The 14,355-nt window shown below is 28.2% G+C and carries 17 protein-coding genes and 1 riboswitch; of the genes, 15 read left to right on the top strand and 2 right to left on the bottom strand.

All coding sequences use genetic code 11. The features are described from left to right. Window positions 1-21: 21 nt before the first annotated feature. From cobT to ACZJV1_RS15095, 15 genes are all read left to right on the top strand, one after another. Window positions 22-1,131, top strand: a complete 1,110-nt coding sequence (cobT, locus tag ACZJV1_RS15165; RefSeq protein ID WP_463650673.1) for a nicotinate-nucleotide--dimethylbenzimidazole phosphoribosyltransferase — start codon at window positions 22-24, stop codon at window positions 1,129-1,131. Then, window positions 1,132-1,665, top strand: coding sequence for a cob(I)yrinic acid a,c-diamide adenosyltransferase (locus ACZJV1_RS15160; protein ID WP_463650672.1), 534 nt, complete (start codon window positions 1,132-1,134; stop codon window positions 1,663-1,665). Continuing rightward, complete coding sequence (locus tag ACZJV1_RS15155) at window positions 1,662-2,213, top strand: bifunctional adenosylcobinamide kinase/adenosylcobinamide-phosphate guanylyltransferase (RefSeq protein WP_463650671.1); 552 nt, start codon at window positions 1,662-1,664, stop codon at window positions 2,211-2,213. Before ACZJV1_RS15160 ends, ACZJV1_RS15155 begins: the two co-directional genes overlap by 4 nt. After that, window positions 2,210-2,971 (top strand): adenosylcobinamide-GDP ribazoletransferase, encoded by a 762-nt coding sequence (locus tag ACZJV1_RS15150; RefSeq protein ID WP_463650670.1) that lies wholly within the window; start codon window positions 2,210-2,212, stop codon window positions 2,969-2,971. The genes ACZJV1_RS15155 and ACZJV1_RS15150 overlap by 4 nt, the downstream gene beginning before the upstream one ends. A gap of 159 nt (window positions 2,972-3,130) precedes the next feature. Beyond that, window positions 3,131-3,532, top strand: a complete 402-nt coding sequence (locus ACZJV1_RS15145) for a bifunctional adenosylcobinamide kinase/adenosylcobinamide-phosphate guanylyltransferase (protein WP_463650669.1) — start codon at window positions 3,131-3,133, stop codon at window positions 3,530-3,532. Continuing rightward, on the top strand, window positions 3,525-4,142 hold the full coding sequence (locus ACZJV1_RS15140) for a histidine phosphatase family protein (protein ID WP_463650668.1): 618 nt from the start codon (window positions 3,525-3,527) through the stop codon (window positions 4,140-4,142). Before ACZJV1_RS15145 ends, ACZJV1_RS15140 begins: the two co-directional genes overlap by 8 nt. Continuing rightward, the gene (locus ACZJV1_RS15135; RefSeq protein ID WP_463650667.1) at window positions 4,139-5,083 is read left to right on the top strand and encodes a cobalamin biosynthesis protein; all 945 of its coding nucleotides are present in this window, start codon (window positions 4,139-4,141) and stop codon (window positions 5,081-5,083) included. Before ACZJV1_RS15140 ends, ACZJV1_RS15135 begins: the two co-directional genes overlap by 4 nt. Continuing rightward, the gene (gene cobD / locus ACZJV1_RS15130) at window positions 5,083-6,156 is read left to right on the top strand and encodes a threonine-phosphate decarboxylase CobD (RefSeq protein ID WP_463650666.1); all 1,074 of its coding nucleotides are present in this window, start codon (window positions 5,083-5,085) and stop codon (window positions 6,154-6,156) included. The genes ACZJV1_RS15135 and cobD overlap by 1 nt, the downstream gene beginning before the upstream one ends. A gap of 54 nt (window positions 6,157-6,210) precedes the next feature. Next, window positions 6,211-6,386, top strand: a riboswitch (cobalamin riboswitch). A 222-nt stretch (window positions 6,387-6,608) separates the two neighbouring features. Then, window positions 6,609-7,526 carry an ABC transporter substrate-binding protein gene (locus tag ACZJV1_RS15125; protein WP_463650665.1) on the top strand — a complete coding sequence of 306 codons (918 nt, stop codon included), beginning with the start codon at window positions 6,609-6,611 and terminating at the stop codon, window positions 7,524-7,526. After that, window positions 7,513-8,541 carry a FecCD family ABC transporter permease gene (locus ACZJV1_RS15120; RefSeq protein ID WP_411168704.1) on the top strand — a complete coding sequence of 343 codons (1,029 nt, stop codon included), beginning with the start codon at window positions 7,513-7,515 and terminating at the stop codon, window positions 8,539-8,541. Before ACZJV1_RS15125 ends, ACZJV1_RS15120 begins: the two co-directional genes overlap by 14 nt. Window positions 8,542-8,551: 10 nt before the next feature. Next, window positions 8,552-9,307 carry an ABC transporter ATP-binding protein gene (locus ACZJV1_RS15115; protein ID WP_463650664.1) on the top strand — a complete coding sequence of 252 codons (756 nt, stop codon included), beginning with the start codon at window positions 8,552-8,554 and terminating at the stop codon, window positions 9,305-9,307. Window positions 9,308-9,322: 15 nt separating this feature from the next. After that, a complete protein-coding gene (locus ACZJV1_RS15110; protein WP_411168702.1) occupies window positions 9,323-9,988 on the top strand; it encodes a Dph6-related ATP pyrophosphatase in 666 nt (221 codons plus the stop codon). Then, a complete protein-coding gene (locus ACZJV1_RS15105; protein ID WP_463650663.1) occupies window positions 9,981-11,486 on the top strand; it encodes a cobyric acid synthase in 1,506 nt (501 codons plus the stop codon). The genes ACZJV1_RS15110 and ACZJV1_RS15105 overlap by 8 nt, the downstream gene beginning before the upstream one ends. Before the next feature lie 142 nt (window positions 11,487-11,628). Next, window positions 11,629-12,336, top strand: coding sequence for a phosphatase PAP2 family protein (locus ACZJV1_RS15100; RefSeq protein ID WP_463650662.1), 708 nt, complete (start codon window positions 11,629-11,631; stop codon window positions 12,334-12,336). Window positions 12,337-12,757: 421 nt separating this feature from the next. Continuing rightward, the gene (locus ACZJV1_RS15095; protein WP_411168699.1) at window positions 12,758-13,306 is read left to right on the top strand and encodes an NADH peroxidase; all 549 of its coding nucleotides are present in this window, start codon (window positions 12,758-12,760) and stop codon (window positions 13,304-13,306) included. 35 nt (window positions 13,307-13,341) lie between these two features. On the opposite strand, the gene ACZJV1_RS15090 is transcribed toward ACZJV1_RS15095, so the two are convergent. After that, on the bottom strand, window positions 13,342-13,809 hold the full coding sequence (locus ACZJV1_RS15090; protein ID WP_411168698.1) for a DMT family transporter: 468 nt from the start codon (window positions 13,807-13,809) through the stop codon (window positions 13,342-13,344). 11 nt (window positions 13,810-13,820) lie between these two features. Beyond that, window positions 13,821-14,243, bottom strand: a complete 423-nt coding sequence (locus ACZJV1_RS15085; RefSeq protein ID WP_411168697.1) for a DMT family transporter — start codon at window positions 14,241-14,243, stop codon at window positions 13,821-13,823. Window positions 14,244-14,355: the final 112 nt, after the last annotated feature.

Raw genomic sequence — 14,355 nt, 5'->3', positions numbered from 1 at the left:
AAGAAGTAAGGGGGAAGGGGCATGAATCATAAAGAAATAGTAGATAATGTTATAAAACATATAAAAGAAATAGATTATAAAGCTAAGGAAAAAGCGAGGATTAGGGTCGATTCTTTAGCAAAGCCCTTAGGAAGTTTAGGAAAGCTTGAAGATATTTCAATTAAGCTATCTGGAATAACAGGAAAAGTAAAAAATAAAATAGAAAAAAAATGCATAGTAATATTTTCATCTGATAATGGTGTAGTTGAGGAGGGAGTTGCTTCAGCTCCACAATATGTTACATTAGCACAAACTATTAATTTTTCAAAAGGGCTAACAGGGGTAGCTGTTCTTGCAAAGGAAAATAATACTGATTTATTAGTAGTTGATATTGGGGTTAACTGTGAAGGTGAAATTCCAGGAGCTATTAATAGAAAAATTCGTAAAGGAACTAATAATATAGCAAAAGAAGCAGCAATGACTTATGATGAGTGTATTGAGTGTATTTATATAGGGATTGATATGGCTAGAGAAGCTAAAGAAAAGAGATATCATATACTTGGCGTTGGGGAAATGGGAATTGGAAACACAACAACTAGTAGTTCTGTTTTAGCTTCATTAATAGGATGCGAAATTGATGAGGTTGTAGGAAAAGGTGGTGGCTTAACAGATGAAGCCTTTGAGAAGAAAAAATTGGTTGTTAAAAGAGCTATAGAAATAAATAGTCCTAATACTGATGATCCTATTGATATAGTATCTAAAGTAGGGGGATTTGATTTAGCGGCAATGGTAGGATTATTTTTAGGAGGAGCATATTATAAAGTTCCTGTTGTAATAGATGGATTTATATCAGCAGTTGCAGCTTTGGTTGCAATTAAATTAAATATACTTGTTAAAGAGTATCTTATACCATCCCATTGCTCAAAAGAAATAGGTTATAATATTGCAATGAAACATATGGATTTAGAGCCTATGCTGAATCTAGATATGAGATTAGGGGAGGGAAGCGGGTGCCCAATAGCCTTTTCTATAGTTCAGTATGCTTGTGCTATGATGAACAACATGGCAACTTTTAGTGAGGCAGAAATAGATCCATGTTATTTAGAAAAAGTTAAAGAAGAAAGAAATTATATTGTAGATAGGAGAATTTAAATGAAATTAGGACTTATTCATATATATTGTGGAAATGGAAAAGGAAAAACTACAGCAGCTATGGGACTAGGAATAAGAGCCGCTGGTAGGGGGTATAAGGTTTTACTTACTCAATTTTTAAAGGATAATGATACAGGTGAGTTAATATCTATAGAAAAATTAGGTGAGAATTTTCATATATTATTTGGAGAACCTATGAAGAGATTTTTTAAATATTTAAGTGAAGAAGATAAGAATTTTGTAATTAAGGAACATAGAGAAAGATTTGAAAAGGTTAGTAAAAAGGCTGTAGAAGAGGGCTATGATTTATTAATTATGGATGAAATAATGGCATCATTAACTTATGGAATATTAGAACTTGATAAAGTAGTTGAATTCTTAAAAAATAAACCAGAGAATTTAGAAGTTGTTTTAACAGGAAGAAATCCAGATAAGGCTTTAATTGAACTAGCTGATTATGTTTCAGAAATTAATCCTATAAAGCATCCATTTGTAGATAAAAAAATTCCTGCAAGAGTTGGAATTGAAAAATGATTGTTTTAATAGTAGGTGGTGCTAAAAGTGGTAAATCAATGCTAGGACAACATATAGTTAAGAAAATAGAAAGTATGAATGGCAAGCTATATTATGTTGCAACTATGAAACCCTTTGATAAGGAAGATTTAAAGAGAATAGAAAATCATTTGCTTGAAAGAAAAGACTGGGGATTTGAAACTATAGAGCAAGATAAAAATATAGAAAATATATTAAAATATATAGAAAAAGAGGATACTCTATTAATAGATAGTTTAACATCACTAGTAACAAATGAAATGTTTATAGATAATAATTTTGTATTAGAAGTTCAAGAAAAAATTTTAAATGAAGTAAAATTGATTTCAAACAAGACATCTAACGTTGTTATAGTAACAGATTATTTATTTAGTGATAGCATAGTATATGATAAATATACAGAAGCCTTTAGAAGGGAACTTGGAAAGTTAAATAGAGAAATAGCAGAAATATCTGATGTTGTTATCGAGTGTTCATTTAATAATAAAATAGTACATAAGGGAAAGGATTATATAGGAAATTTATTATGAAAAAGTATATAAATGCTTTTATAATGGCAATAAGTATGTTTACCATAATACCTGTACCATATAAAAATTGGGATGATGAAGGGGTAAAGCATATGATGAAGCTTTATCCATTAGTAGGGTTTTTAGTTGGTTTAATATGGTTTAGTATCTATAAAATAAGTAGTCTTTTAGGACTATCAACTATATTAATTAGTTCATTTACAATGATAGCACCTTTTATAATAACTGGAATGTTACATTTAGATGGATATATGGATGTATGTGATGCTCTTTTATCAAGAAGGGATCAAAAAGAGAAAATAAGAATATTAAAAGACCCAAACACAGGTGCCTTTGCAGTAATTTCTTTAGGAATACTTTTTATAATTAATTTTGCATCAATATATACTTTAGTTGAAAAAGGAGTAAATGTTATTGCTTTAATTATTATACCTATAATTTCAAGAAGTCTTATGGGACTTATGCTTTTGAAAAAGGAATCTATGAAGGAAAGTTCTCTTGGATCATATTTTAAAAGGGGAACAGGAAATATAGATATAGTGATAATATACATTTTGTTAATTATATCAAGTATAGCATTAACACTTCTTATAGGTATTAATGGAGTTATAGTTTCAATAAGTATGATAATTTCTGCTATAGTTTCAGTAAATAAAAGCACAAAGGAATTAGGTGGAATGTCTGGAGATAGTGCTGGTTATGGATTAGTTATATCAGAAGCAGTAGGTATATTGATTTTAGCAATTTTAGGTATCTGAAAATAAATAACAAGTCAAAGATGGGAAGTATATTTTGAGTTAGACAAGGAAACAGGTTCCGTAGATAGTAGCACTATCTAAGGGTTCTGTTGACGCAGTATAACACAAAATCGACGAGCATTCTGACTTATTTATTTTCAGATGCCTTATAGTGGGGAGGTGTTAAGTTTGGTACTTATATTTGGTGGAGCTTATAGCGGTAAACTTCATTGGGTTAAAGATAATTTTAATATAAAAGAAGCAGAAGTATATTATTGTGGAAGCTCAAATAATAGTAAAGAAATAGATTTTTCAAAGAAAGTCATAAATAACTTTCATAAATTTACTTATGAAATGACTTTAGATGATAAAGATCCACTTGAGTATATTATAGATAATGAAAAACTTTTTGATGATAAGATAATAATATGTGATGACATATCAGAAGGTATAGTTCCACTTAAAAAGGAAGAAAGATTATGGAGAGAAAATACAGGTAAGTGCCTTCAATATCTAAGTAAAAAATCTAATAAGGTATATAGAATGTTTTGTGGAATACCAATGGTGATTAAGGATGAATAATATAGAGGTTTACTTAATAAGGCATGGAAAAACTTTTTGTAATGAAAAAAAATTATATTGTGGAAAAACTGATATACGCTTAAGTGATAATGGAATAAAGGAGATCAAAGGATTAAAGTCAGATATTTCATACCCAATTTGTGATAAATACTTTACAAGCGGAGCAAAGAGAGCAAATGAAACTTTTGAAATATTGTATCCTGGTGAAAGCTTTAATGAGTTAAGAGGTTTTTTTGAATATGATTTTGGTGACTTTGAAATGAAATCCTATGAGGATCTAAAAAATAATAAAAATTATATAAAATGGATTACAGATGAAATAGGAAATGTAAGTTGTCCAAATGGAGAAAGTAAAATTAATTATAGAAATAGAATAAAGAAAGAGTTTAAAGATTTTATAAATATGATTATAAGTAATGGATATAAATCAGTTTTAGTAGTTTCTCATGGAGGAACAATAGGAACTATTTTAGAGCTATTTTTTGATAATAGTAAGAATTTTTATAGTTGGCAACCTGATTGCGGTAAAGGTTATAAGCTTAATATAGAAGTAGAAAATAATAAATTTACTATAAATGAAGTTTTAAAATTAAAAGAGGGAATAACATGATTGAATTAACAATAGGATATATATTAGATTTAATAATAGGAGATCCTCAAAATCCAATTCATCCAGTAAGATTAATAGGAAGTCTTTGTAAGAATATTGAAAAGTTATTTAGAAAGCTATTTAAAAGTTCTCTAAAAGTTGCAGGTGGGTTAACTTGGATTTTTTCTGTAGCTATAGTATTTTTTATAAACTATATAATTGTAATTTCCAGTTTTAATATTAATAGAGTTTTTGGAATAATTATAAGTGGAATAATAATTTATTTTTCTATTTCAACTAAAGCTTTAAAAGTAGAAGGGTTAAAGGTAGTATCCTATATTTTAAAAGATGATATAGAGGGAGCTAGAAAACAATTATCATATATAGTTGGGAGAGATACAAAAAGCTTAGATGAAAAAGCAATTTTAAGAGCAGTTGTAGAAACAGTTGCAGAGAATATGTCAGATGGAGTTGTAGCACCTATATTTTACGCTGGACTTTTTGGAGCTCCAGGTGCAATGGTATATAAAGCTATTAATACTATGGATTCAATGTTTGGCTATAAAAATGATAAATATAAAGATTTCGGTTTTTTTCCTGCAAAGTTAGATGATGTATTTAATTATATACCAGCTAGATTAACAGGATTACTTATAGTTTTTGTATCATTATTACTTAACCTTAATTATAAAGAAAGCTTTAAAATTTATTTAAGAGATAGAAATAATCATAGTAGTCCAAATAGTGCTCATCCAGAAGCAGCAGTAGCAGGAGCTTTAGGACTTAGGCTTGGTGGATCAAATTATTATTTTGGTAAACTAGTAAAAAAGCCAACTATAGGGGATGAGTTAAAGGATATAGAAGTTAGGGATGTTTATAAAACTAATAATATTTTATACTTAGTATCATTTTTTAGTTATTTATTAGCACTTAGCTTAACAGTAATAGGGAGGCTTTTGTAATGAGTAAAGTAGTTCATGGTGGAAATATAGAGGAGCTATCAAGAAAGTATAAATTAGATAAAGATAAACTTATAGATTTTTCAGCTAATATAAATCCAATCGGAATAAACACTAATATTAAGCTAGAAATGATAAAAGCGTTAGAAGAAGTTGAAAGATATCCTGATATAACTTATTATGATTTAAAATTATCAATAAGCGAGTTTGAAAAAATAAATATTGAAGACTTAGTATTAGGTAATGGTGCAGCAGAGGTAATATTTAATTTAGTAAGAGCACTAAAACCTAAAAAGGTACTTATTCCAGCACCAACCTTTGGAGAATACGAAGAAGCTATTTTAAGTATTAATGGGGATATAGAATATTATATTTTAGAGGAACATAATAATTGGAATATAAGTGAAGATATATTAAATTACATAAAAGAAGATATAGATATGATATTTATATGTAATCCTAATAATCCAACAGGGGTCTTAACTAATAAAGATTTAATAAGAAATATTGCAAAAAAAGCACTAGAAACTAATACAACAGTAGTAGTAGATGAATCTTTTTTAAATTTTATTGAAGCTAGTGATAACTATACTGCTTTAGATTTAATAGAGGAATATAAAAATATATTTGTAATAAAGTCAATGACTAAAATTTTTGCAATACCAGGGATTAGAATTGGATATGGAATATCTAAAAATGAAGAGGTATTAGAAAAAATAGTTGAGGTATCAGTACCTTGGAATGTTAATGTAGTGGCAGAAAAAGCGGCTATAATAGCTTTAAAGGAAGAGGAATACATAAAGGAAAGCATAAATTATATAGAAAAAGAAAAAAACTATTTATTTAGTGAACTAATTAAAATAAATAAGATAAAAGTTTTTAAACCATCAGTTAATTTTATAATGTTTAAGACTTTAGAGAATATAGATTTAAAGAAAATTATGCTGAAGGAAAATTTAGTAATAAGAAGTTGTGGTAATTATAGAGGTTTAAGTGATAACTATTATAGAATTGCTGTTAGAACAAGAAAAGAAAATGAAAAGCTTATTTGTACCTTAAAAAGTCTATTAAAATAATATTTTTAATTGACATATTATTTTATTAATAATATAATCAATTTGAAATTTAGGCTATATTTAGATATATTAGGTGCTTTTTAAAGCTTAATAGGGAATCAGGTATTATTCCTGAGCTACCCCAGTAACCGTGAAATGGACGAAATCTATTAATGCCACTGCAAAAAGCGGGAAGGTTAGAAAGTAGGATGAAGTAAAGCCGGGAGACCTGCCTTTTATATACGAACTGTTATCTTCTGAGGGTGAGATAATAGGAATACTATTATAGTTTTAAATTATATTTAATAGATTATACAAGCTATTTTTCTATTAGTTTATAATTTAGAATTAATGAATATGTATTTTAGGCATACTCTTAGTATGTCTTTTTATTTTGTGGAAAAAATAAACTAATTAGAGCTATTTTTTCTATGAAGTGCAAGCCCTAATAACAAAAATTAGGAGGAATAATAATGAAAAGAAGAAGTAAAATTCTTTCAGTAGTTTTAGTTATGCTGTTTTCTTTAGCTTTATTTGCAGGCTGTACAAAAACTACAAAAACTATGACAGACAGAGAAGGTAATGAATTTACGTTACCAAAGGAAGTTAATAAAATAGTATCAACTGCACCATCAAATACAGAGGTATTAACAGCATTAGGATTATCAGATAAATTAGTTGCAGTAGATAAATATTCAAAAGGTATAGAAGGTGTAAAGGATGATTTAACTAAGATAGACTTTAGAAATCCAGACGCCGAAACTATAATATCATTACAACCAGATATAATTATTGCATCAGGTCATAATAAAACCGGTGACAATGATCCTTTTGCTTTAGTTAAAGAAGCAGGAATACCAGTAGTATATATTCCAAGTAGTTCCAGTATTGATGGAATATATAAAGATATAGAGTTTATAGCACAAGTAACTAAGTCTGAAAAAAAGGGAAAAGAAATTGTTGAAAACATGAAAAAGGAAGTTGATGCTATAAAAGCTATTGGAGATAAAATAACTGACAAGAAGAAGGTTTATTTTGAAATAGGTTCAGGATCAAAATTAAGTAGCTTTGGTCAAGATACTTTCTTAAATGAAATGATCCAAATAGTTGGAGCTGAAAATATATTTGGAAATGAAAAATCATGGATATCACCTACTCCAGAATCAATAGTTGCAGCAAATCCAGATGTTATATTAACAAATATGCCAGATATGAATGGAATAAAAGCAGTCGATGATATAAAGAGTCGTGATGGATGGGATAGTATAACTGCTATAAAAGAAGGTCAAGTTTATGCAATAGATCAGAATTCATCAGCAAGACCGTCTCAAAATGTAATTAAAGCTTTAAAGGAAATGGCTAAGGCTATTTATCCAAATGAATACAAATAAAAAGAATAAAACATTGATGATACTATCAATACCTGTAGTATTTTTAATAATATGTATTGGAACTTCCATTGGAAGTTCCAATATTAGCATTATGGATATTATATCAATAATATCTCATAAAATTTTCAACACTCAATTATTACAGGGTATTGAGGCAAAGGATGTATCTATAATATGGAATATCAGATTACCGAGGGTTTTACTAGCATTTTGTGTTGGAGGATCCCTTGCAGCAAGTGGAGCTGTAGTGCAATCTGTGTTGAAAAATCCATTAGCTTCACCTTATACATTAGGAGTATCATCAGGAGCTTCACTTGGAGTAGGACTTTTAGTAGTTTCAGGAATAGCTATCCCCTTCCTAGGAAACTTCTCATTACCTTTAGTTGGATTTATATGTAGTTTATCAACTATGGGAATAGTACTAACCTTTGCAAGTAAGGTAGATAAAGAGTTATCTAATAATACAATTATTTTAACAGGTATGGTATTTTCTTTATTTTTTAATGCTCTATTAACAACATTAACAGCTTTATTTACAAACAAGATTGAAGCTATAACTATGTGGCAAATGGGCTCTTTTTCAATGAGAGGATGGAGCTATGTAAAGGCTGGGCTGCCTTTTTTTATAATAGGGATAATTGGCGTTATGTTTTATGCTAAGGAAATGGATGTATTAACTTTTGGAGAAGAGCAAGCAAAGTCAATAGGAGTAGAAGCAGAAAAAGTAAAGAAATATCTTTTCATATTCGTAGCAATATTAACAGGTGCAGCAGTTGCCATAAGTGGTACAATAGGCTTTGTTGACTTAATAGCGCCTCATATAGTGAGAAAGATCTTTGGTTCAAAGCATTCTTATGTGATACCTATGTCAGTTGTATTTGGAGGAGTATTTATGGTAATAACTGATTTAATTTCAAGAATTATTATAGTTCCTTCAGAGCTCCCAGTTGGAGCAGTAACAGCTATGATAGGCGCACCATTTTTTGCTTATTTATACTTTAAAAAATCAAAGTAGGTGACTTAGTATGTTAGAAATAAAGAATGTTAGTTGTGGATACAATGGGATTGATGTAATAAAGAAAGTTAGCTTCAATATAAATAGAGGAGAAAATATATGCATAGTTGGGCCAAATGGATGTGGAAAAAGTACTTTATTAAAAGCTATTTCAAACTTAATTTTATTTAATGGGAATATATCATTAGATGGAAAAGATATAAAAACCTTAAAAAGAAAGGATTTAGCAACTAAAGTTGCTTTAATGACACAAGCTTCTAATATACAGTTTCCTTATACTGTATTTGAAACAGTAGCACTAGGAAGATATGCCCATATAAATAGTATTTTTTCTAGATTAAATAAAAGGGATGAGGATATAGTAAATAATTGTATAGAACAGGTTGGATTATTAAATATAAAGGATAAATTAATAAGTGAGTTATCAGGTGGTCAGCTTCAAAGGGTTTTTTTAGCAAGAGCTTTTGCACAAGATCCAGAAGTTATACTTTTAGATGAGCCTACTAATCATTTAGATTTAAGGTGCCAAATAGAAATATTAGATTATTTAAAAAAATGGGCTAGGGAAAATAATAAGATTGTTGTAGCTGTTTTACATGATTTAAACTTAGTTCAGAACTTTGGGGATAGAGCTATTATGCTGAAAGATGGAACTCTTAAAGGTGAAGGAAACCCAAAAGAAGTTTTAAATAGCAATGATTTAAAAGAAGTTTATGGAATAGATATAAAGCACTTCATGTTAAGAACTTTAGAAAAATGGAACTAGAAGGGGGAGATTTAAATGAAAAAGAAGTTTGTGATGTCTTATAGTTGTGGAAAGGATAGTACTTTATCTTTATATAGAATGATAAAAGAAGGGCATGAACCAGTAGCTTTATTAATAACAGTTGATAAGAAGGTTTTAAGATCATGGTTTCATGGAGTACCAAAGGACTTATTAAATCAAGTATCAAAATCTTTAAACATTCCTCTTTTATTAGTAGAGTGTCAAGGAGAAAAATATGCAGATGCTTTTAAAAATGCTTTGATTAAAGCGAAAAATGAATTAGGAGCAGAAGGTTGCGTATTTGGAGATATAGATTTAGAAGCGCATAGAACTTGGTGTACTGATAGGTGTAATGAAGTAGAAATAGATGCTATATTCCCACTTTGGCTTGAAGGTAGAGAAAAACTAACTTATGAATTTATAGATACTGGGTTTAAAACAGTTATAAAAAATGTTAGATTAGATGCTTTATCTACTGAGTTCTTAGGAAAAGAACTTACTCATAAAGTTGTTCAAGACATAATTAAAACTGGATCAGATGCTTGTGGAGAAAATGGGGAATATCATACCTTTGTATTTGATGGTCCACTATTTAAGTTTCCTATAAGATTTAAGGAAAATGGAATAATTACAAACGAAACCCATGGATTTTTAGACATAGTGGGTGTTATTAATGAGTAATAATATAATGTTACTTGGAACAGCTTCATCTGTAGGGAAAAGCACTATAGCTACAGCTTTTTGTAGGTACTTTAAAAATAAAGGTTTAAATGTAGCACCTTTTAAAGCCTTAAATATTTCATTAAATTCCTATGTAACAGAAGAAGGATTAGAAATGGGAAGGGCACAAGTTGTTCAAGCTGAAGCCTGTGAAATTAAACCAAGGGCTTGGATGAACCCTGTACTTTTAAAACCTAGTGGAAATATGAAAACTCAAGTAATTGTTAACGGAAAAGTAAAGTGTAATATTGATTCTTACAAGTATAAGGATTTAAATAAAGAGTTGAAGGAAATAGTTAAAGAGACATTTTATAAAGTTTCTAAAGAGTACGACTTAATAGTTCTTGAGGGTTCAGGAAGCTGTGCAGAAATAAATTTAAAAGATAAAGATATAGCAAATATGTCTATGGCTGAGGCAAGTGATTCACCTGTAATATTAGTATCTGATATAGATAGGGGAGGGGTATTTGCTTCAGTATTAGGAACAATAATGCTTTTAGATGAAGATGAAAGAAAAAGAGTTAAAGGTGTTATAATAAATAAGTTTAGAGGTAATACAGAATTTTTTAAGCCTGCAATGAAGCAGTTAGAAGATATAATAAAAATACCAGTACTTGGAGCTATGCCTTACTTTGATTTAGATATAGAAGATGAAGATAGTGTAACTGAAAGATTAAGTAATAATAAAGAAGGAAAGTTAGATGTAGCAGTTATAAGACTTCCTTACATGTCTAACTTTACTGATTTTAATGCTATAGGTAGATTAAAAGATGTTTCTATAAGATATGTAAAAGAAGTTAAAGATATAGGAAACCCCCACCTTTTAATAATCCCAGGAAGTAAAAATACAATAGAAGATTTAAGAGCTATAAAGAAAAATGGATTGTTTGAGAAAATTGTAAATTTAAAAGAAAAAGGAACTATAATATTTGGGGTTTGTGGAGGATATCAAATTCTTGGTAACACTATAGAAGACGGTCTAGGAGTGGAAGGAGATATTACTTCAGAAGGTGGATTTGGATTTTTAGATATAGATACTAATTTTAATAAAGAAAAAACAACCAAACAATCAAATGGGAAAATAATTTCTAATATAATTCCTGCTTTGCAAAATATAGATGTTTTTGGATATGAAATTCATAATGGAGTTAGTAATATAGAGAGAAATTCAGTTCCATTTATCGAACTAAACAATAATGAAATAGCAGGAGTTTCTAATGAAACAGGAACAGTTTTTGGAACTTATATTCATGGAATATTTGATGAAGGAGAATTCTTAAATTCATTTATTAAATACTTAATAAAACTTAAAGAATTAGAAAATATAGAAGAAGAAACTTTAAATTATAAGGAATATAAGTTGAAACAATATGATGAACTTACTAAAATACTTGAAGAAAATATAAATATGAAAAAAGTAGAAGAAATAATTATAAATAATTTAAAAAGAAAAGCTTAAGAATCTTATAAATTCCTTAAGCTTTTCTTTTTAAGAGTACAATATAATTAAAATGTTGTAAAATAAATATTAAGTTATATATCTATGATTAATAAAATGTTTTTTTATGAGATAAGATAAAATTATGGGGGAGGTATTAAGAGTGAAGGAAAGGTATAGAATGTTTATAGAGAAATATAATTTAAGTGATTTAAAAGGATTGGATTTAATGTGGTTTGCATTATTTCCACTATTAAATATAAATTATGTTATAGCTAGCTCAATTGCTGAAAATGGTAAAAATCTTAGTATAGCTTTAGATAAAAAAATACCATTTTTATCGATATTTATCTTTCCATATATATATTGGTATATATATGTTTTTGTAGGATTGACATTCATTTTATTAAAAAATCGCAGAAACTATATGAGAGCTCTTTTAGCCATATCTATAGGTATGTGTGTATGCTATTTGATTTATTACTTATTTCCAGTTGAGATAGTAAGACCAACTATTATAAGTAATAGTTTACCAAATAAACTTGTCAGTATAATTTATGAGAATGATAGGCCATTTAATTGTTTTCCTTCAATACATGTATTAAATACCTATATCATTATGAGATATACAAGCAAAAAGGATAATAAATCATGGTTTTATTATACACAAACTATAGGAATATTAATAATTCTTTCTACTTTATTTATAAAACAACATTTTATCTTAGACGGAATAGCAGGTATAGTTTTAGGTGAAGTTGTTATATTAGCCTTTAGAAAAATAGAAGACAAGCATTTAGATAATATATTATTATTGCCATATAAATTTATAGAGAAAATTAAAAAGAAAAACGACATACCTATAAATTAAAATATGTGGTAACAGTTTTATTTTAGATTAATAATATATAATTAGATTAATATGAGATGAGAATTTATAAAAGTAGATTCTCATTTTTAAATATCTAGGAAAGTATAACAGTTTAAAGTTTTGAAAATGTGATTATATAATGCTTTTAGTAATTCAATGTGGAAAAGTAGGTTTATTTTATACTTTCCTTACCTTCAGTTTGTACGTGGACATATGTAAGTTTGCGTTAACTTGGAGCGGAGCGACGGAATAAGTAAACTTACATATGTCCACTTTTTTATTATAAAGTTATAAAAATTATTTATAAAATTATAAAAAACTATTTACAACTAATAATAATTATTATATAATAAAAGCATCAAATAAAGTTTATATAAAATTAAATATATAAATAATGTGGAATTTAGGAGGAGTTTAAATTATGAAGAAATTTGTTTGTACAGTATGTGGATACGTTCATGAAGGGGATATGGCACCAGCACAATGTCCAGTATGTAAGGTTGGAGCAGATAAGTTCGTAGAACAATCAGGAGACTTAGCATGGGCAGATGAGCACAGAGTTGGAGTAGCAAAAGATGTAGATCCAAGAGTAATGGAAGGATTACAAGCTAACTTTGTAGGAGAATGTACAGAAGTAGGAATGTACTTAGCAATGTCAAGACAAGCTGATAGAGAAGGATTCCCAGAAGTAGCAGAAGCATATAAGAGAATAGCATTTGAAGAAGCAGAACATGCAGCTAAATTTGCAGAATTAATTGGAGAAGTAGTAGTAGCAGATACAAAGGCTAACTTACAAGCAAGAGTAAATGCAGAACACGGAGCTTGCCAAGGAAAGAAAGATTTAGCAACATTAGCTAAACAATTAAACTTAGATGCAGTTCATGATACAGTTCATGAAATGTGTAAAGATGAAGCTAGACATGGTCAAGCATTCAAGGGATTATTAGACAGATATTTCGGACAAAACTAATATATAAATAACAAAAAGGTTTAGTACAAGATGTACTAAACCTTTTCTATTTTATTTGCATCTTCAATATTTTTATCTAGAATCATATTATAGGATAAGCCAAATAAAATTAATAAACCACCAATTAGTTTGCCTATAGAAACTGTACTATAAGAAAAGTAATCTATTAGAATTCCTATAGAAAGTTGACCAATGAATACTAATAGAGATAAAGAAAAGGATGATACCTTGGGAGTTGTATAGTTAGATAATAAAACTACTAATATTCCAATAGCACCGCCTAAGTATGCATAGAATGGAACTGATGAAAAAGATGAAGTTCCAATATTTATATAATCTCTAGTTAGTATGAAAAATAAGAATGATGTAATTAAACCAGTTAAATAATTTATGAAAGTGCCCTGAAATGTTCCTATTTCCTCTGCTATTCTAGAGTTAAATATTCTTGATATAACTACTGAAACTCCAGCAAGAATTGCTAATAAAATATAAAAATAAAACATAAATCCTCCTTTTATAAAACAGCCATAATGACTATTCCAAGTATAATAATAGAAACTCCAAATATCTTTTTTCTTTGAAATTCTATTTTTTGCATTTTCATTAGTCCAAAATTATCTATAACAAGTGATGAAACAGTCTGCCCAAGCAAACCTAGTGAAATAGTTAAAGATGCTCCTAAAGCACTAAAGCTTATAGTATTAAATAAAACTGTAAATACTCCTATAACTCCAGCACTATATAAAATAATTGGAATGTTTTTAGATAATTCAATTTTATATTTTTTAAAAAGTAAGACTAAAGTTAATATGATAAACCCAACAATATGAATAATTAGAGTGGAGGTGTAATTACCAATATAACTTGATAAAATACCATTAAAGCTAATCATTATAGTTATTAGTACTCCAGTAAATAAAGATAGAAAATTATACATACTATTTTCCCCCTAAGCTTTTTAGATTAATTTATCATAAATGAATTAATTTTTATTAGGACATATGTCATAATTAAGATATAATATATAATTAATTTGATCATTTAAGGAG

It is taken from the genome of Clostridium sp. LS3 (assembly GCF_055330225.1).
Note: the sequence above shows the minus strand (reverse complement) of the source record. Positions and strands in the feature narration are given on the sequence as shown.

What these genes read in the sequence shown, in the direction of transcription:
- ACZJV1_RS15110 (WP_411168702.1), top strand. Translation starts at nt 9,323, where the DNA reads ATGAAAAAGAAGTTTGTGATGTCTTATAGTTGTGGAAAGGATAGTACT.
- ACZJV1_RS15105 (WP_463650663.1), top strand. Translation starts at nt 9,981, where the DNA reads ATGAGTAATAATATAATGTTACTTGGAACAGCTTCATCTGTAGGGAAA.
- ACZJV1_RS15155 (WP_463650671.1), top strand. Translation starts at nt 1,662, where the DNA reads ATGATTGTTTTAATAGTAGGTGGTGCTAAAAGTGGTAAATCAATGCTA.
- ACZJV1_RS15115 (WP_463650664.1), top strand. Translation starts at nt 8,552, where the DNA reads ATGTTAGAAATAAAGAATGTTAGTTGTGGATACAATGGGATTGATGTA.
- ACZJV1_RS15160 (WP_463650672.1), top strand. Translation starts at nt 1,132, where the DNA reads ATGAAATTAGGACTTATTCATATATATTGTGGAAATGGAAAAGGAAAA.
- ACZJV1_RS15085 (WP_411168697.1), bottom strand. Translation starts at nt 14,243, where the DNA reads ATGTATAATTTTCTATCTTTATTTACTGGAGTACTAATAACTATAATG.
- ACZJV1_RS15120 (WP_411168704.1), top strand. Translation starts at nt 7,513, where the DNA reads ATGAATACAAATAAAAAGAATAAAACATTGATGATACTATCAATACCT.
- ACZJV1_RS15095 (WP_411168699.1), top strand. Translation starts at nt 12,758, where the DNA reads ATGAAGAAATTTGTTTGTACAGTATGTGGATACGTTCATGAAGGGGAT.
- cobD (WP_463650666.1), top strand. Translation starts at nt 5,083, where the DNA reads ATGAGTAAAGTAGTTCATGGTGGAAATATAGAGGAGCTATCAAGAAAG.
- ACZJV1_RS15090 (WP_411168698.1), bottom strand. Translation starts at nt 13,809, where the DNA reads ATGTTTTATTTTTATATTTTATTAGCAATTCTTGCTGGAGTTTCAGTA.
- ACZJV1_RS15125 (WP_463650665.1), top strand. Translation starts at nt 6,609, where the DNA reads ATGAAAAGAAGAAGTAAAATTCTTTCAGTAGTTTTAGTTATGCTGTTT.
- ACZJV1_RS15135 (WP_463650667.1), top strand. Translation starts at nt 4,139, where the DNA reads ATGATTGAATTAACAATAGGATATATATTAGATTTAATAATAGGAGAT.
- cobT (WP_463650673.1), top strand. Translation starts at nt 22, where the DNA reads ATGAATCATAAAGAAATAGTAGATAATGTTATAAAACATATAAAAGAA.
- ACZJV1_RS15150 (WP_463650670.1), top strand. Translation starts at nt 2,210, where the DNA reads ATGAAAAAGTATATAAATGCTTTTATAATGGCAATAAGTATGTTTACC.
- ACZJV1_RS15140 (WP_463650668.1), top strand. Translation starts at nt 3,525, where the DNA reads ATGAATAATATAGAGGTTTACTTAATAAGGCATGGAAAAACTTTTTGT.